Consider the following 22,919-nt stretch of genomic DNA (forward strand, 5'->3'; position numbering starts at 1 on the left):
ATCCATTTAATTATCTACGACTATTACGATTTTTTATATAAGATATAAATATCGCTAACATCAGTAAGACTAAAACAACTGTTACCCACATGGAAATTCTCATACCTAAAACAAAAGAATGTGGAATTGAACTAATAACAATCAACATTGTAACTGAAACAGCACCTGATACTTGACGCAAAGTATTATTCAGTGCTGTTGCATGACTGATTTCACGTGGTGCTACTCCTCTGAATGACTCAGAAATAGCTGGTGAGAATACTAAGGCATTTCCCACCATACGAATCATATAGAAGACTGTCATTATCCATATTGGTGTACCTTTAGATATAATAACAAATGGAATTGCTGAAATTAACATCAAAATTCCACCAGAAATTACTAACCATTTTGCACCATATTGATCGTATGCACGTCCTACAACAGAAGCTGTCAACGCATTAGCTATAGCCCCTGGCAAAAGAATCATACCAGCAGTCATACTGCTTACATGACTGACATTTTGTGCATAAATTGATACCATTTGTTCCATACCTAGCAATACCATAAATGCACAGATTCCCACTAGAACCATCATTCTAAAAGAGTATAGTTTGATTATTCTAACATTAAGCATAGGTTGTTTTAAATTCAGCTGTCTCTTTACAAAAAAGTATAAAATAATTGCACCTACTACCAACATTGCTAATCCTAGCATCCACTGTGTTTGAACAATAGTTATTCCTATTAAAGCTAAACTTGAACCAAGTAAAGATAAAACTACAGATAAGTAATCAATCTTAATGTCCAGAGGTTCAGAGTAATTTGGAAAAACAAAGTATCCTATTATCCAAATTAATACCATGATTGGTAGGATTAAAATAAATAAATATCTCCAACCTAGTAAGTTTAAAATAAATCCTGCTAAAGTAGGACCAATTGCTGGGCCAAAAGCAATTACCAATCCAGACATTCCAATAATTGTTCCTCTTTTTTCAGGAGGATAAATTGAAATCATTGTTGTCATCTGAAAAGACATTAAAATCCCACCGGCACAAGCTTGAACTAAACGTGCCAATAGTAATAACCAAAAATTAGTTGCCAAACATCCTATTAATGTCCCAATGACAAAAGTTCCTATCGTTCCCAAAAAAACACTACGATTTGAAAATTTATCATACATATTTGATGATAATGGAGTCACAATCCCTATCAGCAATGTATATCCAGTTGTTAACCATTGAACTGTTGTTAATGACTGATTCATTTGATTTTGAATTACTGGTAATGCTGTAATCATCATCGTTTGACTCATCAAACTAATAAATGTTGAAAGTAATAAAATTATTGATACAGCTAATCTTGTTTTAGGATTAATTGTATCAGCGATATTTCTTGCCACCTATATTCCCCTCTCTCAAAAAACATTCACTTGCATGTAATTGCCAAACTTATTTTAATTAGTTCACTAACCAAATGTCAATTAAAAAAATGCCTTTCAGAAAAAATAAATTTTCTAAAAGGCATTTTCATTTTTAATGTTTAGCATTATCTGCTATAAAGTTATCAGAACTAGCATCTTCTCCATAGATTAAAACTTTAGTCCCAACTGGTAAATTCTTTTGAATCCATTCAGCATCTGGTACAGTTAACCATATAGAACCATATGCTTTAATATTATTCTTCTTAGTGATTTTTGTATTACCAAGATGTTTAGCATCTTTTTCAATTACTTTTCCATTTTCATCAACAGGTACTGATTGAAAATGATACATACCTTTACCCTTAAAAGAAGTCCAATGTAACCCACCTAATTGGCGTGTAGCATCATAGAATTTATCTCCACGAGTTTCTTCTAATTTAAACTTTCCTACAGGTGTTACTTGATAGTTAGGGGTCTTAGAATTATAGTTCTTACCCAAAGATGCATACATTGTATATAAAACATAAGGTCCACTCATAACATATACTCTTTGCTTAGCTGAAGATACTACCAATCTAATTCGGTTAGATTTTTTCACATTCTTATACTTAGAAACATCTGGATATGCCTTAGTCATCGATGGCTTGTTCCAATCAACTTTTTTGCGCATAGCCTTTTTCTGTTCTTTAGTAATCTTCTTTATATGTCGGCTAATACTAGAACTTATCTTCATTTCACGACTAACCTTAACAGCATTTTTACTTTCCAAGTGGTGCATATGTACTGCACTCCATCCAGCAATTCCCACTAAGATAATCGCAACGATCCAGTAAATTAAATTATTTTTTTTCATTGGTTATCCCCTCAATTTAGTAATACTAGCTTATTTTATCATATATAGTACTATTACGAAAAATTTTGCTGAAATTACTTAATGAGATTTTTTTGATATTCCTTAATTTGGATCAATTCTCGTCTTTTTACTTTTCCACTAGCTGTCTGTGGATATGACATAACTTGATAAAATCTTACTGGTACTTTGTAATGCGCTAGATGTTCACGCCCATATGAAATTAATTCCTGTTGTGAAAGTTTTCTTTCCAATATTACAAAAGCAACTGGCACTTGTCCCCACTTTTTATCAGTAATTCCTGCTACAACGATATCCTTAACTCCTGTTAACTTTAAATAGCTTTCTTCTACTTCATGTGGAAAAATATTTTCTCCACCAGAAATTATCATATCGCCCTTTCGACCTTTCAGATATAAGAATCCATCTTCATCTAAATAACCAATATCTCCCGCCTTAAACCATCCATTTTCAAATACTTCTTGATTTTTCTCGGGATTATTCAAGTAACCTGGCGTAATATTAGGAGCTTTAAGTAATACTTCACCGTCATGAGCCAATTTTAATTCAACAGAAAATAATGGTTTTCCTACTGAACCAATCTTATTCTCAGCATCTTCAAAGTTTAAAGCTATCACTTGCGAAGCAGTTTCCGTCATTCCATAAGACTGAATAACTGGTATGTTTCGCTGTTGGCATTGCTCTAATGTAACCTTATCTATTGGTCCGCCACCTAATAAGAAGCAACGAAAATTAGAATTGTACCCTTCTTGGGGAAAGATTTCTAAAAGTTGTTGCAACATTGTGGGGACTACTGACATTGTACTTACACTACTTTCCTTTAACAAGAATGTAACTTTTTCTGCATCAAATTTATCCATCAAAGTTACAGTCATCCCATAAATCAATCCTCGCATAATGATTGATAAACCACTAATATGGAAAATAGGCACTGCACATAGCCAGTTATCCTTATCTGTTAAACCTAGGTTTAAGGCCGAACTAATTGCAGAATAAAAATGATTTTTAAAGGACTGCTGTACTCCTTTAGGTTTACCAGTTGTACCTGAAGTATACATAATAGTCGTAACTTCATCATCATTAAATTCTGATACTAATTGAAAATCCCGACTTTCCTCTAAACTTTCTATTTGATTAAAAGTTAAACTTTCAATCCCTACAAATTCTTCATGCAACAATGACTCATCATATATCAACAATGAAACTGCAGCATCTTCCAGCTGATATTGTAGCTCTTCATGCGATAATCTTTTATTCAAAAAGACAATTTCGCACCCTAATTGTTGTAATGATAGAATCATCAAATAACCATCAATCGTGTTATTGGTAAGTAATGCTACTCTCATCCCTTTACGAGACTTATTAGCTAAACGTGCTGTCAATACTGCTACCCTATCACTTACTTCTTTAAAAGTTAATTTGATATTACCAGCTTGAATGGCTATTTTATTTGGAGAAAGTAGAACTCGTTTCTTTAACCAATTTTCCATTAAGGGAACTTAGGAAATTGCTGGAAATCTGGTTTGCGTTTTTCGTTAAAGGCATCGCGTCCTTCTTTTCCTTCGTCTGTTGTATAGTAAAGCATCGTTGCATCACCTGCAAATTGTTGTAAACCAGCTAAACCGTCAGTATCAGCGTTCATTGCAGCTTTAATAAATCTAATTGCAGTTGGTGACTTTTGTAAAATCTCGTTGCACCAATCCAAAGTTACTGATTCAACTTCATCCAAAGGAACAACCTTGTTTATCCAGTTCATTTCATATGCTTCTTGTGCTGTATAAAAATGATTTAAGAACCATACTTCTTTAGCACGTTTATGTCCTATAACGCGTGCTAAATATCCTGAACCATAACCTGCATCAAAGCTACCAACTTTAGGTCCTGTTTGACCAAACATTGCATTATCAGCAGCAATTGTTAAATCACAAACTAACTGTAAGACGTTACCGCCACCAACAGACCAACCTTTAACCATTGCAATAACTGGCTTAGGGATAATTCTGATTAGATGTTGTAAATCTAGTACATTTAATCTTGCAATTTTATCCGGTCCTACATAACCACCATTTCCACGAACTGTTTGATCTCCACCTGAACTAAATGCTTTATCACCAGCTCCTGTTAAAATAATTGCTCCAATTGTACTGTCATCACGACAAATTGTGAATGCTTCAATCATTTCAGCAACAGTCACAGGAGTGAAAGCATTATGTTTTTCTGGTCTATTCATTGTTATTTTGGCAATTTGACCTGCTCTTTCAAATATGATTTCAGAATAGTCCTTAACTTTTTCCCATTCTACACTTGTCAAATGAATCACGACTCCTTATCTAAATATGTATGATAAAATATAACTTGATTATATCACTTTACCAGATTAGGAGAAATTATAATGGATTTAATCGAATATTTGGGAATTAAAAGTATTATTTCATCCAAGGATAAAGTAATCCTATCTTTAAATGTTACTGATAAAATACAACAACCTTTTGGCGTATTGCATGGTGGAATTAATTCAGTTTTAGCTGAAACCGCTGCTAGTATTGGAGCTAATCTCAATCTTTCTCATGGTCATGCTGTTGGTGTCAATATATCTACTAACCATTTAAAAAGTGTGACTTCTGGAAAATTAACGGTTGAGGCTACACCGCTTAGAATTGGAAAAAAGATCCAAGTATGGCAAGCTAATACTTTTGACGATAAAAATAATCTAACCAGTAATTCTACAATTACTTTGACTAATATAAATAAAAAAAATGTTTAACCGATATACACAAATATCAGTTAAACATTTTTTTAGTCTTTAATATAATCTAGCATTGCAAATAATGCTTGCTTATTCATTTCAGGAATCTTATGTTTCAAAATATCAGCAGCACTTTGCTTTAACTTATTTCCTTTTATGAATTTACTATCATTTTCTACTACTTCACGCACACCTGCTTCATTCATTTCTAAATGAAATTGTAGACCAATTGCATTTTCATTAATAATAAATCCTTGATTTTCAACAAGTGGACTCGAGAAAAGTGGAGTTGCTTCTGTTGGTAATCTAAACTGTTCACCATGCCAATGTAGCACATCCAATTTTTCTGGAACTCCTGGAATTATATTGCTCAGGCGTTTCACTTCTCCCCAACCTACTTCTTTAGGACAAGAACTCACATCCCCGCCCAAAGTTTTTGAAAGTTGTTGCGCTCCAAAACAAATTCCTAAGTACGATTTATGTGCCATCAACATTCCTCTAATTAATTCTCGTTCCTTAACAATCCATTCTTCGTCGTCATTGACACTCATTGGTCCACCTAATACTACCAACATATCAGTATCAATAACTTCTGGTAACTTCACATTGTTATTAGCAGCTTGATATACATTTACTTCATATCCATTATTTTCTGCCCATTCACCAATTAAACCTATTCCTTCATGAATTGAGTGTTGTAACACATTCATCTTCAACTTAAATTCCTTCTTTCACAGCTGATGATTACTTCTTTTCTTTTATAATATACACCGGTCTTCTCTTAACTTCAGAAAAGATCTTTCCAATGTATTTACCAACAATTCCTAGACACATTAGTTGAATTCCGCTAAAGAATAGCAATAAACAAATAGTTGATGTCCAACCAGTCGTTGGATCTCCACCTTCTAAAAAGTAACGAATAATAATCCATACAATTCCAATCCCTGAAAAGAATGATGTCAACATTCCGAAATAAACAGCTATATCTAAAGGTGCTTGAGAGAAATTGACAATTCCATCAATTGAATATTTCAACAAGCTCCAAAAATTCCAACTTGTTGTCCCAGCTACTCGTTCTTGGTTTTTATATTCTAAATATTTAGTATTGAAACCTACCCAACTAAAAATGCCTTTAGAAAAACGATTGTATTCTGTCATTGAAAGGATTGCATCGACCATTTGTCTTGTCATTACTCTAAAATCTCTGGCACCATCAACAATTTCAGTATCAGAAATTTTATTAATTAACTTATAAAACATTCTTGCAAAAAATGAACGAATTGGTGGTTCACCTTTTCTATTCGTTCTTCTAGTTCCCACACAATCATAGTCTTCATTTTCAAGAATTTCTATCATTTCTGGCAACATATCTGGCGGATCTTGTAAATCAGCATCCATTACAGTTATATAATCTCCTGTAGCTTGTTGTAAACCACAGTATAACGCAGCTTCTTTGCCAAAGTTTCTAGAAAATGATACATAGTGTACATGTTCTTTATCTTTAGCGTTTAATTTACGCATTTCATCTAAAGTTCCATCTTGTGAACCATCATTCACAAACCAATATTCTAATTCAATTCCATTTAATTCTTTTTTAACTTTTTCAACAGCCTCATAGAACAAAGGTATAGTTTCCTCTTCGTAATAACAAGGCACTATAATTGAAAGTTTTTTTGTCATATTACATATTCCCTTCACCAAAATCAATTAGTCCTAATGATATCCATTCATTAGTATATCATTAATAACAAAAAATATATGATTTTTTTATTAAATTCGTGCCAATCTAAACTTGAAGTCTAGATTACCTTGTTTAAAAGATTATTCATAGTATAATAGAAAGTGTACACTATTACTGATATAATAAAAGTATGAATAATTTGCCGAGAGGAGTTTCAACTATGGCAAACATTAAAATTTTAACAGACTCTTCTGTTCAACTTACACCAGAAGAAATTGAAAAATATAATATTACAATTGTACCCCTTTCTGTTGAAGTGGATGGTAAAAATTATGTTGATGGTGAAGATATTTCTCGTGAAGAATTAGTCCAAGCTTTAAAAGATGGCAATATTCCTAAAACAAGTCAACCACCTATCGGCAGATTTATAGATGCTTATAATGAACTAGGTAAAGATGGCAGCGAAGTATTAGCTATTGTACTTTCAGATGTTCTTTCTGGAACTTACGAAACTGCAAGTAGCGCTGCTGATATGGTAGATACTAAAGTAACTGTTATTAACAGTAAATCAACTGACAGAGGATTGGCCTTCCAAGTTCTTGCTGCTGCTAAAGATTTAGAAACCGGTAAGAGTATTGATGAGATTAAAGATCATCTTAAAGACATCTATCATCGTACAACTATTGATGTTTTGATTGATAACCTTGACTGTTTAGTTGCCGGTGGTCGTGTAAGTCGTTTAGCTGGTGCTTTAACTAAACTTATCAACCTTAAGCTTATTATTCGCTTGAATGAGGAAAGTTTGGATGTTATTGTCAAGGGTCGTAGCAAAAAGACTTTTATCAAGCATTGCAAGACTTTAGCTGAAGAATATCTACAAAATCATAACCCTATTCAAGCACTATCCTTATCAAATGTTGGTACAGATGACAGTCTACTTCAAAAAATCAAGGATACTTTATTGGAAAATAACTCTATCCAAGAAATCCCCTATATTGCTCGTTTAACTAGTCCTATTATTATGACTCACACTGGTTTAAACGCTGTTGGAGTTATTACACTTAACGAAAAACCTACACATTGAGACAAAAAGCAAGTTTTGACTTGCTTTTTTGTTTTTATTTATAATTTTTCTAATTTACTTTTTAAAAATTATCAGTTATAATATGTTTATAAATAAAACTTATTTCTTTTTAGATATGGGGGGATTTATTATGTCTCGTCTAAGTCATAAACAAAAATTATATATTATTGTTGGTATCGCTGCAGTCGCAGTTGTTTTACAGTACTTATTACATTTAAAATTATATGCACAAATTCTCGTTACTTTAGTCGGAGCTATCATTGCTTTATCTATGTTTAAGGAAATGGTTCACACACTCCGTTCTGGAAAATATGGCGTCGACCTATTAGCCATCTTAGCTGTTGTCGCCACTTTATCCGTAGGTGAATATTGGGCAAGTATGGTTATTCTTATCATGCTCACTGGTGGTGATACATTAGAAGATTATGCCTCTCATAAAGCAAATACAGAATTAAAAGCATTACTAGATAATTCACCTCAAATTGCACATAAAATTATGGATGATGGTGACATAGATGATGTTAGTGTCAATGACGTTAAAGTTGGAGATAAAATTGTAGTTAAACCTGGGGAAATCGTTCCTGTAGACAGTTTTATCATTAAAGGTAGCGGCTTATTTGATGAATCTTCTTTAACTGGTGAATCAAAACCTGTTGAAAAAAATCTCCGTGACAACGTAATGTCTGGTTCTTTGAATGGGGACAATTCCGTTACTTTACAAGTAAGTAAACTTGCTAAAGATAGTCAATATCAACAGTTAGTTAAGCTAGTTAAGGAAGCTGAAAGTACTCCTGCTCATTTTGTTAGAATGGCAGATAGATACGCTGTTCCATTTACTTTGGCAGCCATTTTAATTTCACTTGCAGCTTGGTTCTTCTCAGGCGACCCTCATCGCCTTGCTGAAGTATTAGTTGTAGCCTCACCTTGTCCTTTAATCCTTGCAGCACCTGTTGCTATGGTTTCAGGTATGAGCCGTGCCTCACGCAACGGTATTGTGGTAAAAACTGGTGATGTTTTAGAAAAACTTGCCACTGCTAAAACTGGTGCTTTTGATAAAACCGGTACAATCACTAGTGGGCAATTAACTGTACAAGATGTTGTTACAACCTCTTCTATGAAAGTAGAAGAATTATTACAACTAGCTGCTAGTGCTGAACAAGAATCATCACATATTTTAGCTCGTTCACTTGTTGCATATACTGACAATCAAAATATCGATTTAGCACCTGTTAGTTCTTTAGAGGAAAAAACAGGTAAGGGAATTGAAGCTACTATTAATCATAAAAATGTTAAAGTAGGTAAACTTAAATTTGTTGCTCCAAACTCAGAAATGAAACCTTTAGCAACTACTACTATTTATGTTAGTGTTGATGATGAACTTTGTGGTTATGTTACTTTTACCGATCATGTTCGTCCTGAAGCAAAAGAAACTATGAATACTTTGAAAGCTTTAGGAGTCAAAAAATTAATGATGCTAACTGGGGATCAAGAAAAGATTGCTCAACGAGTAGCTAAAGAAGTAGGAATTGATGAAGTAAAAGCTGACTTACTACCTCAAGATAAGATCACCGCTTTACAAAATATCCCTAAATCTGGCCACCCTACTTTTATGGTTGGTGACGGTGTAAATGATGCTCCTTCACTTGCAACTGTTGATGTTGGTATTGCTATGGGTGCACATGGTTCTACTGCTGCTAGTGAATCAGCTGATGTTGTTATTTTAAAGGATGATCTATCTCGTGTTTCTAAAGCTGTTACTATTTCACGTGACACCATTAAAGTTGCTCGTCAATCAGTTTTATTAGGGATTGCAATTTGTACTGCATTAATGTTAATCGCAAGTACTGGTATCATCCCTGCTTTCATCGGTGCGATGTTCCAAGAAGTTGTTGATACTGTTTCAATTTTATGGGCTTTGAAGGCACGTTATTCTCACGAACAATAGTTAATATATATTCAATCAATAGGCGTATAATAGCGTCTATTGATTTTTTATTTGCATAAATTTTGAAAAATCAATTTTTTATTCTATTATTTTTCTGAAAATTACGCTACAATACTAAAAGTTAAAGAAAATATTAAGGAAGGCTGTGGTAATTTTGCCTGCTAACTTTCTCAGGCGTAAAAATAAGCCACCTTGTTTAAATGATTAATAATATGCATATATCAACAATCATTATTAACGAGGAGATTTTAAATGTTAGATCAAAAGAAACATTATATGAGCTGGCCAGTTATTGCTTTGCTCGACTTTGTTACAATTATTAGTTTTGAAAATATATTCTATCCTTTTCAAAATCAAGGATTGTCTGTTGTTATTTCATGGATTTTCTTACTTTTTACTTATGTTATTCCTTATGCATTAATTGCTACACAATTAGGTTTAACTTTTGATAATCAAGATGGTGGTCTTGCCTCTTGGATTCGTCGTGGTACTCATAGTGATTTATTCGGATACATTACTTCCTGGATGTATTGGACACAAACAATTCCATACTTAGTGGACGTTTCAAACTCTGTTATTGTTTCTATAAGTTGGATTGTTTTAGGTAATAATACTTTAGGACATCACATGTCTACCTTCACTTTCGGAATGTTAACTTTTGTTATTATTTTATTATTCATTATCTTCGAAAATGTTTTCCGTGATTCCTTAGAAGTACTTTCCATCATTGGTGGTGGTGCGATGTTCTTGATTTCAATGCTTTTTGTTTTCATGACTGTATGGGCATTAACACACGGTGCACATATTGCTACACAACCATTTAATCTTCATGCATTTAAGCCAAACTTTAGTTTACACTACTTCTCTACAACTGGTTTATTGATCTTTGCTATGTCTGGTGCTGAATTAGCTGCTCCATACATTAACAAGATGCGTAATCCTAAGCGAGATTTTCCTAAAGCTATGTGGATGTTAGCTTTAATGACTGCTTTCTTAACCATCTTTGGTACTTTATCATTGGCTGTCTTCTTTAACGCTAACCACATTCCTAATGACTTTAAGATGAATGGTCCATACTATGCATTCAAACTTTTAGGTGAACAAGTTGGTATGGGTAAGAGCTTGATGTATGTCTTTGCTGTAGTTCAATTGATGTTTATGTTAGCTCAATTAGCTATTTTAATTGATGCTGCTAGTCGTGTATTCGCTAGTGATACTGCTGCTAAATACATGCCTAGTTGGCTTATCAAGAAGAATAAAGCTGGACGTCCAGTACACAGTTATACTTTAACTGCTGGAATCAGTTTGTTACTTCTTCTTTTAAGTGGTACTTTACCAAATATCAACTCCATCTATAACTGGTTGTTGAACTTAAATGGTATTGTTTCACCATATAAGACAGCTTTAGTATTCGTTGCATTCCTAGCTATTCGTTGGCAAGAAGAACAATTTAAGTCCGATTACGTTTATATTAAGAATAGAACTGGTGCTTTAATTGTTGGTTTCTGGTGCTTCATCTTCACCTTTGTCTGCGCAACAATGGGATTCATCCCTCAAGATGCTGCTCCTGGAACTAAAGCATTTGATCACCAATTATTTATGAACTTTGTAACTGTTGGATTCTTAGTTGTACTTGGTTTCTTATTACCATGGTTACGCAAACTAGAATTAAAGAGAGCTGCAAAAAAATAAAATATTAAAATAAATAAATGTCCTGTAATTAGGTAAGTGACCTAGTTACAGGGCATTTTAATATATAGAAAAAGACATAGCTTTGCTTTGTAAACAAAACTATGTCTTTACTTTTTCTAGTCTAAATTGCGATGCTTTAGACTTGGAAAAACTATCTTGTCAGCTATCCCTACGATTGGTCCCTGACATAATAAGGCAAATATCGTTCCAACATTTATTGCATATATATGATGTGATACAATTACCGAAATAATAATCGCTACAATTGGTGGAGTAAAAGTTACCAATTGGGCAATTGTAGAACTACCCTTGAAGTATTTAAAACGAATAATTTGCATCAAATCATCAACCGGATGCAACATCCAATTTATTCTTTGATAAAGTGATATAGCAATGGCAATTAGGACTACTCCTAAACAATCCAAAAAGATACGCACAGGTAAATTTAAACTATGAATTCCTAATTTAACTAATTCCGTTGCAAAAATTCCTACTAAAATTGAAAAAGGAGTCATAAAAATTAGATTACCCAATATTCTTTTTACATTAACCTTTTTCAAAATCACTAGATTGACAATTATTACAATAAAACCAGAAATAAATAGCATCGCACTCAAAGAAATTGGTGTTATTTTAGCTATATTAACTGCTGCTGCAGTCCACAATGCACTTCCTAAATTCAAAGATACCGTCAAAGCATTGCCTAAACTATTCAAAAATATTGACAGGATAAAATACCCTAATAACAATCCCATTGAAGTCGTTTCTAAATTTCTATTTTGTGTTACTTTCATTCTCTATCCCTACTATCTCATTATCTGACTGTACATCTGCAAACATTCCTAAAAATACAATGTTAAATGCCATGTCCCATAAATGATTATCAATTGCAGAACTTAATAAAACTAGGATCAAAGCTATAACTAAATTATAATTTCTTTGTTTAATGTTACTTTCGATACTACTAATTATGTAGAACATCGCAACAACAAAGAATACTAAGCCATACATTAATAACGCCCTTACAAACGATGAATCAATGAAAAAGTATGCTTCCCCTGGCTTAATGCTACCATTCCCATTTTGATAAACAAATTGACCAAACAAAGGAATTGCATAATCATGATATGCAACTTGCCCGAAGAATAAACGCGCAGAACTCAAGGTATTTATAATACTCCAGATTCTGCTATTTGGATTAAACATCAAAGGCAACATAACATTGATAACTGCGTATATCCACAATCCCCATCTAACTTGTTTTAAACTGAATCTTTGGATAAATTTTACCGCATACTTATATCCTCCTGCACATAGGAGTAGTATCAAAATAATCAAAATTTCATCTAGTTTAGTTGCAGTTAATGTATAGACACATATCAACAAGGCTATCCCTGAGACGATCTCCGGTATATTCCATTTAAATCGTTTAAGTAAAGCATATGCTAACATAAAATAAAAGACGTGCGCTGCAGCATCTGATGGAGAATAGTTTCCCAAAGCTATTCTAACCGTATTATCTCCTGGTCTTTGAAGAGTTAAATTCAGTATATAATCATTCAGAGCTAACCAGGCACTTACTATAAAAATTGGAATTCCAAAGGTTAAGTACAATTTAAGAATTTTCCTGAAGTCAACATCTTTGGCACCTATTAAAAATACGGTATAGAATAATGGCTCATAAGCACGAGCTCGATAACAAATATAGGTTATCAGCATAAAAATTAACAATAATTTTATTGTTAGCTTTCGTGGATATTTATCTAATAATACTATCTTTCCCATCACTAAAAACGTTACTGCCTGCTCAATTCGAAGGAAAATCAACTTATTAAAATATGTAATTTGATCCACCATTGTTGTGCCATTAATATAAATAGTTATAAAAAATATTGCCAGACAACATAGATAAAACCATTCTGTTAACTGACGGTACTTTTTCCCGGCATCATCAATTAATTTATTATCTATCGGCATAAAAATATTGCTCCTTCAATATTATTTAACAAATATAATGATATGCTAAATCATTAACTCTGACAAATTAAATATCTTTTACAATTAAAAAAAGTGGACTTTTACATCCACTTTTCTTAATAATTATTTTTCATTAACTGGTTTTTTCCAGAAACTCATAATCAAAGCTGCTACGATAGAACCAACGATTACAGCTAAGAAGTAACCCCAAATGTTTGTTGCTAGAGGTGATACCCAGAAACCACCGTGAGGAGCAGGAATACCAATTCTCATAGCACCAACGATTGCTCCAGAAACAGCAGAACCAATAATACATGATGGAATTACACGACCTGGATCAGCTGTTGCAAATGGAATAGCACCTTCTGTAATGAATGAGAATCCTAAGATCCAGTTTGTAACACCTGCACGACGTTCATCTTCAGTATACTTGTTCTTGAAGAATGCAGTACCGATAGCTGTTGCAAATGGAGGAACCATACCACCAACCATTACGGCAGCCATTAAAATAGCAGCAGTTGTAGACTTAGGATCATTAGCGAAAGCACCTGAAGCAAATACATAAGCGGCTTTGTTGAAAGGACCACCCATATCAATAGACATCATACCAGCTAATACCAATGTTAATAGAACTAAGTTTCCAGTACCCATACCATTCAAGAAGTGAGTAATCCATAGGTTGATTGTACTGAAGATTGGGTTAACAATGAAGTACATAATCAAAGCAATGAATAGCAATCCAAATACTGGATAAAGAAGCATTGGTTTCATACCTTCAACTGAACGTGGTAATCCTGCAAACATCTTCTTCATACCTAAAATCAAGTATCCAGCAATAAAACCAGCTGCAATACCACCTAAGAATCCAGCAGGTGAAGTTGAGTTAGCTTGGAAGTTAACATGATATGATCCACCTAAGGAAGCATTAGCGATAGAAGCCATGAATCCACCAACGAAACCAGGCATTAAAGCAGGAGTATCACCGATTGATTCAGCAATGTAAGCTGCCAATACAGGTACCATAAATGCAAATGCTAAATTACCTGCACTATTTAAGAAAATAAATGCTGGAGCTTTGGCACCACCCATATATTGTTCAACAATAAATGAGATCGCCATTAAGATACCACCACCAATAACAAATGGTAGCATGTGTGAAATACCATTCATTAATTGCTTGTAGATGTTGCCCCAAACAGTTCCATCAGATTCAGTAGAAGAACTACTATCATCACCTGTTGCGTGATAAATAGCTGCTTTTCCATCTAAAACTTGTTGAATTAATTTTTCTGGTTCTTGGATACCAGATTTAACAGGCTTATTTACAAGTGGCTTGCCATCGAAACGGTTCATTTCAACTTTTTTATCAGCAGCGATAACAACACCGACAGCTCTTGAAATTTCATCTGCTGTTAAACGATGTTTGATACCTTCAGAACCATTTGTTTCAACTTTGATATCAACACCTAATTCTTTAGCTTTCTTCTTTAAGTTTTCTTCAGCCATGTAAGTATGTGCAATACCATTTGGACAAGCAGTAACAGCAACAATATATGGACGATCACTATTACTATTTGCAGCTGCTTTTTCAGCTTCTTCTTCAGCTTTATTTTCAGCTTCCTTCTTAGCTACAGCTTCTGCAAAAATATCTTGAACTTTGTCAGGTGTATCTGCAGCTTTCAATGCTGTTACAACATCTGGGTTCATCAATACTTGTGATAAAGCAGCTAAGGCTTGCAAGTGAGTATTATCTCCACCTTCTGGAGCTGCAATCATGAAGAATAAGTGAGCTGGTTGGCCGTCCATTGAGTCATAGTCAACACCTGCAACACTTCTAGCAAATTGTACAGCTGGTTTCTTAACTGCAGCGTCATGTGCGTGTGGGATAGCAATTCCATCGCCCATACCAGTTGAACCTTCTTCTTCACGTTTAATGATATCTTTCTTATAAAGATCTTCATCATCAATGATTCCATGTTCATAATAGTTATGTACCATTTCATCAATTACTTCAGACTTAGTAGTAGCCTTAAGATCCATAATCATGATATCTTTCATTAACAAACTACGAATATCCATATTAAACCGTTCCTTTCCTAAGCAATTCTATTTATATTCATCAATAGTAATTTGAGCATAAATTTCATCGATCTTTTCACGAGTTGCTAAATCTTCAGAAAATGCTGTTGCAGATCCAGAAGCTAAGCCATAATGGAAAGCTTCAATTGGATCTTTAGTGCTTGCATAAGTACCAACAAATCCTGCTAGCATAGAATCACCTGCGCCAACAGAGTTAATAACAGTTCCCTTAGGAGCTAATGATCTCCATACACCTTCATTGGTAATCATCAAGCCACCATCGCCTGCCATGGAAACTAAAACATTTTGAGCACCCATGTCTAGCAACTTACGACCATATTTAACAATATCATCTATTCCGTTAAATTCGACACCAAATAAATCAGCTAATTCATGATTATTTGGTTTAACAACTAATGGCTTTTCAGCTAAGGTCTTACGTAAACTTTCACCAGTTGTATCAATTACAAATTGAGCTCCCTTTGAACGAATGATCTTAATCAAATCAAAGTAGAAATCATCATTCAAACTAGGTACTAAACTTCCAGCAAAAATAACAACGTCATCTGATGTTAAATGGTCAAATTTTTCTGTAAAAGCACTGATTTCTTTTTCAGTTAACTTAGGTCCTTGACCATTGATTTCTGTTTCATTTTGAGCTTTGATTTTAACATTGATACGAGTATCAGCTGCAATTGGAGTGAAATCTGTCTTCAAACCTACTTTTTCAAGTTCTTCTTTTACAAAATTCCCGGTAAATCCTCCAAGAAAGCCCCATGCAATATTGTCATGACCTAATTCCTTTAAGATACGAGAAACGTTAATACCTTTCCCACCTGGAAGCTTGTTATCGTAGTCCATACGATTAACTTCTCCCAAGGTGAGCTTGTCTAGTTGCACGATATAATCAATAGATGGATTGATTGTTACCGTATAAATCATAATATAACCTCCTGTATTGTTGCCTGTGAACTATACTGCTTAGCTACACTAGCAGGTAAAGTACTTGTGATAATTGTTGCATCTGTAACATCTGCAACTTTCACAAAAGACACATAACCAAATTTAGACTTATCAGCGATTACATAGCCTTTTTCACTTCTTTCAAGTGCGGTTCTTTTAATCTCAGCTTCATCAGGATCTGGAGTTGTCAATCCATACTTTTCATGGACACCATTGATTCCTAAAAATGCTTTATTAAATCTAAATCTTTTCAAATCATTTGCTGCTTCAACACCAATAATTGCTTTAGTAGTATTTTTTAATCTACCACCTAACAAGAAAGTTCTAATATTCTTATCAGCTAATAATGAAGCATGCTCAACTCCATTTGTAACAACAGTTAAATGCTGATCTTCAGATAAATAAGGAATGATTGCTATAGTCGAAGTTCCAGCATCTAAATAAATAACGTCATCATCTTGAATATAACTTGCTGCCTTTGCTCCTAAACTCTCTTTTTCTTGAGTATTTTGAGTAGATTTTCCCATTACATCAAGTTCTCGTTGCAAAGGTTGCTTCATCTTAGCACCGCCATGGACACGAACTAACAATCCACGTTCTTCCAATAACTGCAAGTCTCTTCTTCCTGATGATTCTGAACACTGTGTTCTTTCACAGATATCCTGTAACTTAACCACGTTATGCTCTTTTAACAGTTCTAAAATTATTCTATGTCTTTCTTCTGCAAGCACTTTCACAACCTCCTCTAGTATAGTACCACTATTCTTGATTAAATTCAATCATAAATAGTCAAAAAAAGTCATTTTCTTTCATAAAATTTATAGAATTTACCAAAATACTTCTTTATACTTATGTTTCCGTTTACATTATTGTTAATAAAAGAAATAAAGAACTTACTTCTTTGTCAAAATTATATTATTAAAGTTAAAATAATAGTAATATACCGTCAAAATATTATCTTTACACTCAATAATTTACCATTATCGATCACAAACAGTCAAATAAACTTAATAAAAAAGAATAAAACAGATTTTATCTATCTGCTTTATTCTTAATTTATCTTAAATATTTATTTCAATCGATAGTATTCTTAAATTATTTTCCTGATTATCCTAAAGAGTATCAGCCATTATCATGCAATTTCTAGTTTTTAAAACTATGAACAGGTGCTGGAATAAGTCCACCACGATTAATCATATCTGCTGAAGATACCTTATTAACTGCCATAATTGGAGCATGTCCTAATAAGCCACCAAATTCAACTGTTTCGCCAACATCTTTTCCAGGAACTGGAACAACTCTAACGGCAGTTGTCTTATTATTAATCATACCAATTGCAGCTTCATCTGCAATCATCGCACTAATTGTTTCAGCGGGTGTATTTCCTGGAATTGCAATCATGTCTAACCCTACTGAACAAACAGCTGTCATTGCTTCTAGTTTTTCAATATTAAGTGATCCAGCATTAACTGCATCTATCATGCCAGCGTCTTCAGAAACTGGAATAAATGCACCTGATAAACCACCTACATGACTACATGCCATGATGCCACCCTTTTTAACTGCATCATTTAACATCGCTAAAGCTGCAGTTGTTCCATGTGTTCCAACTTGTTCTAAGCCAATTTCTTCCAAAATTTGGGCAACAGAATCACCTACGGCAGGTGTTGGTGCTAAAGATAGGTCAACGATTCCAAATGGTACGTTTAATTTTTCTGCGGCAATGCTACCTACTAATTGGCCCATTCTTGTAACTTTAAACGCTGTTTGCTTGATAGTTTCTGCTACCACATCCATAGAAGCGCCCTTAACTTTTTCTAGAGCTGATTTAACAACACCAGGTCCAGAAACACCCACATTAATAACAGCATCTGGTTCACCAACTCCATGGAATCCCCCTGCCATAAACGGATTATCTTCAACTGCATTGCAGAAAATAACCATCTTAGCATTTGTCATAAAATCTAGTTCTGAAGCTGCTTTAACAACTTGCCCCATTTCTTTAACTGCATCCATATTGATTCCACTTCTTGTTGAACCAACATTTACAGAAGCACATACTAGATTTGTTTCAGCTAAAGCCTGAGGTAATGATTTGATTAAAGTACGATCCCCATTTTGATAACCTTTTTGCACCAAAGCCGAGTAACCACCAATAAAATCAATACCTAAAGTTTGCGCTGCTCTATCTAAAGCTTTAGCATATTTAACATAATCTTTATCTTTAGAAGCTGCAGCAATCAAACTAATTGGTGTCACTGAAACTCGTTTATTAATAACTGGAATTCCATATTCTGTTGCAATTTGATTTCCAACCTTCACTAAATCTTTAGCTTTAGTTGTTATCTTGTCATAAATTTTTTGACATGCTTTATCACTGTCACTATCAATACAATCAAGCAAAGAAATTCCCATTGTAATTGTTCTAATATCCAAATTTTCTTCTGAAATCATCTTGATTGTTTCAAGGATTTGCGCTGTATCCATGCTCTATCACCTCATCTTATAGTTGATGCATCGCTTGATATAACTTTTCGTTTCTAATTTTAATTTCTACACCCAACTTTTCACCCAATTCATTGAGTTCTGTTGTGATTTTTTCGAAATCTACTTTATCATCTGGAATCTCTACCATCATCATCATTGTAAAGTATCCATTCATAATAGTTTGAGATACATCAAGAATATTGATTTGGTTTTTAGCTAAATATGTACTTACGCCGGCAATTATACCTGCCTTATCTGCTCCAATAGTAGTTAAGATTGCTCGCATTTAAAACACCATCCTTAATTTAATTAATCTTATTATAACTTATAAATCTGCTTTTTTGTCAACTTTATTAGTTGGTGCTACTTTTTATTTTTGATAAAATATACTTAACATTTCTATTTTGAAAGGACGATAATAATGTATAACATGCTTAATTTCATTCCTGATGATATGGGCGAAGTTCAACAAAAATTATTTTGGCTTAAAGCTAATGGATATCCTGATGCAACTGAACAAGAAGTTATCGAGAAAACTATTCTTGATGGTGTTCAATACATGTTTGACGATGCATTAGAAGGACCTTACTGGACTGTTATTTGGGATGATACTAATAAAAAATTAGCCGTACGTGGAGCCACAAGCGAAATTGTTGGCTATATCATTCCTAGAGAAAATCATTCTACATTCTCTGATGACTTTAAGGAAGCTTCTCCTCTAACTTGGGAAAATCTATCTAAACAAGTAGAAAAACTTATTGGCTCAGATTAATTAACAAAAACGGCAGCAAAGTCTTTAAAACTAGGCTTTGCTGCCATTTTTTTAATGAAATAGTTCTTGTTCTATTTTAGGAATTAATTTAGTTGCTACAACCCTACCACCAGCCTGATTGATATGCATATGGTCACCAAAATCATATGCACTTTGTACGCCACATGGCAACATTTCTAAAAGAAGTGATGTGGGCACTGTTTCAGGAATTGTAGCAAGTTTGCTATTTAATTCTTTTCTAAATTTTTGTGCTTGTAGCTCTTTATCATCTGGCCGACCAGTGTGACTAAGCGTAAATGGTGGTATATCTAGCAAAATTAATTCACTATTGCGCTTTTCTAAAATTTCATTTAGCCTCTGGACAGCATTAAAAAAATTATCCTTAGTTATTTTTTGTCTTGCAGCTACTTCACTGATCAATGGTAGCATCAAATCATTTGCCCCAATTGAAACAATCGTCAATTCAGGTTTAAAGCCACTCCTATTTCTAACCATTCTACTTAATAAACTCTCTCCAAAAGTTTCATAAATGGGTTGATCATGAGGGGCATCATGAATTAAGCGACTTCCAGAAATAGCGGTATTTAACACTGTTACTTCGTCAGGATGTACGGTCATCAAATATTGCATTAGAGGAGCTGTTATCATCCCCATTTCCATTAGAGAATCACCTGTAATTTCTAAGTATTTAGGATTTGCTTTCGTCCATACGTCTACTTCTTCTAAACAAAACCAACCTTTCCTACTTTGCCAAGTATCACTTAATTTAGGTAAGAAATTAGCACTACGGGCAAAAGAAGCATTGGTTAATGATGTTTCATAAGTACACTTAAAGTCACAGTATTCTTGTTCCTGTGAAGACTTCATATAGACATAGATTGTTTGTCCAACTTTAATATCTAAGTCTATTGAATCTGTCCAAATTGCCTCTCCTTGTGGAATTACAATCGTATCTTGATACAAAGCTGTTACTCTTTGCTTTTCTTTCATATCAGCTGTTAGAGCTACATAAATTTCATCAAAAATGAGTTCTTCTTTGCCATAGTAATTAGTTAATTTTAGTCGTAATTCTTTACCTGATAAAAAAGACGTAATTTTTATTAATTGCGATAATTCTCTCATCTTAAATGGCATCGCCGAAAAATCAATATTCTCATAATACCAAGCAGCTTGCCAAGCAACCATTTCTTTCACCTACCTTCAAAAAAGCACCAATAAGCTTTGATCTTATTGGTGCCAGTATCTTATTCTTTTTTACATTTCCTTAAATTCAGCATCATAAACTCTATCTTGTTTCAAAAATTTATCTCCAGCTAAATTTCGATAAAATGCAGCCTTTGTTGCGCTCATATATGGAATCAACCAAATATAACCTAATCCAAATGTAAGAATTGATACAATATGCCAGCCAATAAAGCTTAAATCTAATAGGAATAGTTCCCACTTATGTCCATTCATCAATTCTCTACTTAAAGTTACATAATCAGGATATTTGTAATTGGCTTTTGCACCACTAGCTTCAATATCTTTGTAGATAAAGTAAGTTTGTGAGTATGAATATCCCTTAATAATCCCAGGAATAATGAAAAGTAATGACCATAGGAATTGTAATACCCATTGGATAATATACATCACTAATACTGGAATAAAATATCTTTTAGAAAACACTTGGAACATACTTCTAAAATTGTTGATACTTTCCACGCTTTTGCCACGAAGCCAATCTAAAAAGGTATATTGAATCCCTAGATAAATCATAATTCCAATAATACTTGAAACAATATTGGTACTATAAGTTCCACCATTTCCAGTTGAATTAGCAGCTACATCATTGGGAACATCACTAAATGTTGCTGGATTGTTTCGTATCACTAACAATAATACTTGTAAAAATATAGAAACTGTAAAAACTGTTATTACTGTGAATACAATTGGTATTATTGATAATCCTATCGCTTTTTTCCAATTTCCACGAAAAGCATCTTTTACTTCATTTTTTAGTTCTGCTCTTGTTGCCATTAGTCCCACACTTCCTTCCCATATACAATAATTAATATACTTACATAGTTATTGTAACATATCAGCCTAGTATAAATAAAACTCGCCAAATCGACGAGTTTTACTTTAATTACTATTGTTGTGTTGAGATTAATTCTTTAATATCTTCAGCATCAATTCCAACAAAATATTTATTCAAGTCAAGTTTACCTAATGCTTCTTTTATAGTTGACACATCATACTTCAACCCACGTAAAGCATCTTCGACATCTTTTACATCGCCTGAACCAAAGAAGTCACCGTAAATCTTAATATCTTTGATCTTACCATCTTCAACTAAGAAACGTGCATCAATTGTACCGCTAGTAAAGTGTTTGCGACGCTTAACTGTGAATTCTGGAGACTTGCCATATACCCAGTCCCAGTTCTTATAAAGCTTTTGTTCGATTGCTTCAATACCTTTTTTATCTTCGTCATCTAATTGGTATTCATATTGTTGTGCTTCTTCTAAAGAGTCAACACCCCAAATTAGTTTGATTAATTCATCTCTAAATTGGAATGTATCAAAGTCTTTATATTCTTCACTAACATATGGTTTTAGATTTGTAACACGAGAACGTACTGATTTAATTCCTTTAGATTCAATCTTATCCTTAGGAACACGTAAAGCATCAGCAACTGCATCAGTATCAACATCAAACATTAGTGTACCGTGAGAGAAAGTTTTGCCACCACGCGTATACATTGCATTACCAGAGAATTTCTTACCATCAACCACAATATCATTACGTCCGGTTGTTTCTGCACCTGTTACACCCATCTTATGCAAAGCATCTACAACAGGTTGTACTAAAGATTTAAAGTCACCAAATTTTTGATTTTCTGCTGGTACTACGAAACTAAAGCAAAGGTTACCTAAATCTTGGTACATAGCTCCACCACCTGATAGACGGCGTGTAATAGTAATTCCATGTTCTTCACAATATTTTTGGTTGATTTCTTCCATTGTATTTTGGTTACGACCAACAATAATACATGGCTTTTCAATGTAGAATAACATGAACGGAGGTTTTATCTTATCGCTATTCATTAAATATTGTTCTGTGGCCAAGTTTGTTCTAATATCATCTGTTTTCATTACAACGTATTGCATTTTTTCCATAACTTTCATCTTCCTCTACTAATTACTTTTATACAAAGAACCGATATCCACTAATACCGG

The 22,919-nt window shown here is 33.6% G+C and carries 21 protein-coding genes; 5 read left to right on the plus strand and 16 right to left on the minus strand.

Features of this window, described 5'->3' with window-relative positions; all coding sequences use genetic code 11:
• Positions 1-10: 10 nt before the first annotated feature.
• The 4 genes from FC55_RS07450 to menB form a co-directional block, all read right to left on the minus strand.
• Positions 11-1,381: an MFS transporter gene (locus tag FC55_RS07450; protein WP_003700865.1), complete on the minus strand. Its 1,371-nt coding sequence runs from the start codon at positions 1,379-1,381 to the stop codon at positions 11-13.
• Positions 1,382-1,514: 133 nt separating this feature from the next.
• Positions 1,515-2,255 (minus strand): L,D-transpeptidase, encoded by a 741-nt coding sequence (locus FC55_RS07455; RefSeq protein WP_003700863.1) that lies wholly within the window; start codon positions 2,253-2,255, stop codon positions 1,515-1,517.
• Positions 2,256-2,329: 74 nt separating this feature from the next.
• Positions 2,330-3,763, minus strand: a complete 1,434-nt coding sequence (locus FC55_RS07460; RefSeq protein ID WP_003700861.1) for an o-succinylbenzoate--CoA ligase — start codon at positions 3,761-3,763, stop codon at positions 2,330-2,332.
• On the minus strand, positions 3,763-4,584 hold the full coding sequence (menB, locus tag FC55_RS07465; protein ID WP_003704061.1) for a 1,4-dihydroxy-2-naphthoyl-CoA synthase: 822 nt from the start codon (positions 4,582-4,584) through the stop codon (positions 3,763-3,765). Before menB ends, FC55_RS07460 begins: the two co-directional genes overlap by 1 nt.
• Positions 4,585-4,665: 81 nt before the next feature.
• Here menB and FC55_RS07470 point away from each other — a divergent pair, with 81 nt between their 5' ends.
• Complete coding sequence (locus tag FC55_RS07470) at positions 4,666-5,037, plus strand: PaaI family thioesterase (protein ID WP_003700858.1); 372 nt, start codon at positions 4,666-4,668, stop codon at positions 5,035-5,037.
• Between the two features lie 32 nt (positions 5,038-5,069).
• On the opposite strand, the gene FC55_RS07475 is transcribed toward FC55_RS07470, so the two are convergent.
• Positions 5,070-5,735 (minus strand): type 1 glutamine amidotransferase, encoded by a 666-nt coding sequence (locus FC55_RS07475; RefSeq protein WP_003709201.1) that lies wholly within the window; start codon positions 5,733-5,735, stop codon positions 5,070-5,072.
• Positions 5,736-5,763: 28 nt separating this feature from the next.
• Positions 5,764-6,699, minus strand: coding sequence for a glycosyltransferase family 2 protein (locus FC55_RS07480; protein WP_003700854.1), 936 nt, complete (start codon positions 6,697-6,699; stop codon positions 5,764-5,766).
• A 221-nt stretch (positions 6,700-6,920) separates the two neighbouring features.
• On the opposite strand from FC55_RS07480, the gene FC55_RS07485 reads away from it, so the two are divergent.
• From FC55_RS07485 to FC55_RS07495, 3 genes are all read left to right on the plus strand, one after another.
• Positions 6,921-7,784: a DegV family protein gene (locus tag FC55_RS07485; protein ID WP_035150059.1), complete on the plus strand. Its 864-nt coding sequence runs from the start codon at positions 6,921-6,923 to the stop codon at positions 7,782-7,784.
• Between the two features lie 130 nt (positions 7,785-7,914).
• Complete coding sequence (locus FC55_RS07490) at positions 7,915-9,729, plus strand: heavy metal translocating P-type ATPase (protein ID WP_035150055.1); 1,815 nt, start codon at positions 7,915-7,917, stop codon at positions 9,727-9,729.
• A 252-nt stretch (positions 9,730-9,981) separates the two neighbouring features.
• A complete protein-coding gene (locus tag FC55_RS07495; protein ID WP_003700849.1) occupies positions 9,982-11,421 on the plus strand; it encodes an APC family permease in 1,440 nt (479 codons plus the stop codon).
• Positions 11,422-11,537: 116 nt separating this feature from the next.
• On the opposite strand, the gene FC55_RS07500 is transcribed toward FC55_RS07495, so the two are convergent.
• From FC55_RS07500 to FC55_RS07530, 7 genes are all read right to left on the minus strand, one after another.
• The gene (locus FC55_RS07500; RefSeq protein WP_003700848.1) at positions 11,538-12,215 is read right to left on the minus strand and encodes a YczE/YyaS/YitT family protein; all 678 of its coding nucleotides are present in this window, start codon (positions 12,213-12,215) and stop codon (positions 11,538-11,540) included.
• Positions 12,196-13,398 (minus strand): hypothetical protein, encoded by a 1,203-nt coding sequence (locus FC55_RS07505; protein ID WP_003700846.1) that lies wholly within the window; start codon positions 13,396-13,398, stop codon positions 12,196-12,198. The genes FC55_RS07500 and FC55_RS07505 overlap by 20 nt, the downstream gene beginning before the upstream one ends.
• A 123-nt stretch (positions 13,399-13,521) precedes the next feature.
• Positions 13,522-15,477 (minus strand): PTS fructose transporter subunit IIABC, encoded by a 1,956-nt coding sequence (locus FC55_RS07510; protein ID WP_003700844.1) that lies wholly within the window; start codon positions 15,475-15,477, stop codon positions 13,522-13,524.
• Positions 15,478-15,504: 27 nt separating this feature from the next.
• Complete coding sequence (gene pfkB, locus FC55_RS07515) at positions 15,505-16,419, minus strand: 1-phosphofructokinase (RefSeq protein WP_003700843.1); 915 nt, start codon at positions 16,417-16,419, stop codon at positions 15,505-15,507.
• Positions 16,416-17,171, minus strand: coding sequence for a DeoR/GlpR family DNA-binding transcription regulator (locus FC55_RS07520; protein WP_014568087.1), 756 nt, complete (start codon positions 17,169-17,171; stop codon positions 16,416-16,418). Before FC55_RS07520 ends, pfkB begins: the two co-directional genes overlap by 4 nt.
• Positions 17,172-17,583: 412 nt before the next feature.
• The gene (locus FC55_RS07525; protein WP_003700840.1) at positions 17,584-18,927 is read right to left on the minus strand and encodes a PFL family protein; all 1,344 of its coding nucleotides are present in this window, start codon (positions 18,925-18,927) and stop codon (positions 17,584-17,586) included.
• A 16-nt stretch (positions 18,928-18,943) separates the two neighbouring features.
• On the minus strand, positions 18,944-19,213 hold the full coding sequence (locus FC55_RS07530) for an ACT domain-containing protein (protein WP_003700839.1): 270 nt from the start codon (positions 19,211-19,213) through the stop codon (positions 18,944-18,946).
• A 135-nt stretch (positions 19,214-19,348) separates the two neighbouring features.
• Here FC55_RS07530 and FC55_RS07535 point away from each other — a divergent pair, with 135 nt between their 5' ends.
• Positions 19,349-19,699 (plus strand): hypothetical protein, encoded by a 351-nt coding sequence (locus tag FC55_RS07535; protein WP_003700838.1) that lies wholly within the window; start codon positions 19,349-19,351, stop codon positions 19,697-19,699.
• A gap of 51 nt (positions 19,700-19,750) precedes the next feature.
• Here the strand turns inward: FC55_RS07535 and FC55_RS07540 are convergent, their stop codons facing one another.
• The 3 genes from FC55_RS07540 to FC55_RS07550 form a co-directional block, all read right to left on the minus strand.
• Positions 19,751-20,884, minus strand: coding sequence for an SGNH/GDSL hydrolase family protein (locus tag FC55_RS07540; protein ID WP_035150050.1), 1,134 nt, complete (start codon positions 20,882-20,884; stop codon positions 19,751-19,753).
• A gap of 69 nt (positions 20,885-20,953) precedes the next feature.
• Positions 20,954-21,727, minus strand: a complete 774-nt coding sequence (locus FC55_RS07545; RefSeq protein WP_003700835.1) for a DUF975 family protein — start codon at positions 21,725-21,727, stop codon at positions 20,954-20,956.
• Positions 21,728-21,830: 103 nt separating this feature from the next.
• A complete protein-coding gene (locus tag FC55_RS07550; protein WP_003709185.1) occupies positions 21,831-22,850 on the minus strand; it encodes a lipoate--protein ligase in 1,020 nt (339 codons plus the stop codon).
• Between the last annotated feature and the right edge of the window lie 69 nt (positions 22,851-22,919).

This window comes from Ligilactobacillus salivarius DSM 20555 = ATCC 11741, from assembly GCF_001435955.1.
Classification (GTDB): domain Bacteria; phylum Bacillota; class Bacilli; order Lactobacillales; family Lactobacillaceae; genus Ligilactobacillus; species Ligilactobacillus salivarius.

Excerpts from the sequence above, each read along its gene's own strand:
- FC55_RS07455 (WP_003700863.1), bottom strand. The coding sequence starts at position 2,255 with ATGAAAAAAAATAATTTAATTTACTGGATCGTTGCGATTATCTTAGTG.
- FC55_RS07460 (WP_003700861.1), bottom strand. The coding sequence starts at position 3,763 with ATGGAAAATTGGTTAAAGAAACGAGTTCTACTTTCTCCAAATAAAATA.
- FC55_RS07470 (WP_003700858.1), top strand. The coding sequence starts at position 4,666 with ATGGATTTAATCGAATATTTGGGAATTAAAAGTATTATTTCATCCAAG.
- FC55_RS07480 (WP_003700854.1), bottom strand. The coding sequence starts at position 6,699 with ATGACAAAAAAACTTTCAATTATAGTGCCTTGTTATTACGAAGAGGAA.
- FC55_RS07485 (WP_035150059.1), top strand. The coding sequence starts at position 6,921 with ATGGCAAACATTAAAATTTTAACAGACTCTTCTGTTCAACTTACACCA.
- FC55_RS07490 (WP_035150055.1), top strand. The coding sequence starts at position 7,915 with ATGTCTCGTCTAAGTCATAAACAAAAATTATATATTATTGTTGGTATC.
- FC55_RS07495 (WP_003700849.1), top strand. The coding sequence starts at position 9,982 with ATGTTAGATCAAAAGAAACATTATATGAGCTGGCCAGTTATTGCTTTG.
- FC55_RS07500 (WP_003700848.1), bottom strand. The coding sequence starts at position 12,215 with ATGAAAGTAACACAAAATAGAAATTTAGAAACGACTTCAATGGGATTG.
- FC55_RS07505 (WP_003700846.1), bottom strand. The coding sequence starts at position 13,398 with ATGCCGATAGATAATAAATTAATTGATGATGCCGGGAAAAAGTACCGT.
- FC55_RS07510 (WP_003700844.1), bottom strand. The coding sequence starts at position 15,477 with ATGGATATTCGTAGTTTGTTAATGAAAGATATCATGATTATGGATCTT.
- pfkB (WP_003700843.1), bottom strand. The coding sequence starts at position 16,419 with ATGATTTATACGGTAACAATCAATCCATCTATTGATTATATCGTGCAA.
- FC55_RS07525 (WP_003700840.1), bottom strand. The coding sequence starts at position 18,927 with ATGGATACAGCGCAAATCCTTGAAACAATCAAGATGATTTCAGAAGAA.
- FC55_RS07530 (WP_003700839.1), bottom strand. The coding sequence starts at position 19,213 with ATGCGAGCAATCTTAACTACTATTGGAGCAGATAAGGCAGGTATAATT.
- FC55_RS07535 (WP_003700838.1), top strand. The coding sequence starts at position 19,349 with ATGTATAACATGCTTAATTTCATTCCTGATGATATGGGCGAAGTTCAA.
- FC55_RS07540 (WP_035150050.1), bottom strand. The coding sequence starts at position 20,884 with ATGGTTGCTTGGCAAGCTGCTTGGTATTATGAGAATATTGATTTTTCG.
- FC55_RS07550 (WP_003709185.1), bottom strand. The coding sequence starts at position 22,850 with ATGCAATACGTTGTAATGAAAACAGATGATATTAGAACAAACTTGGCC.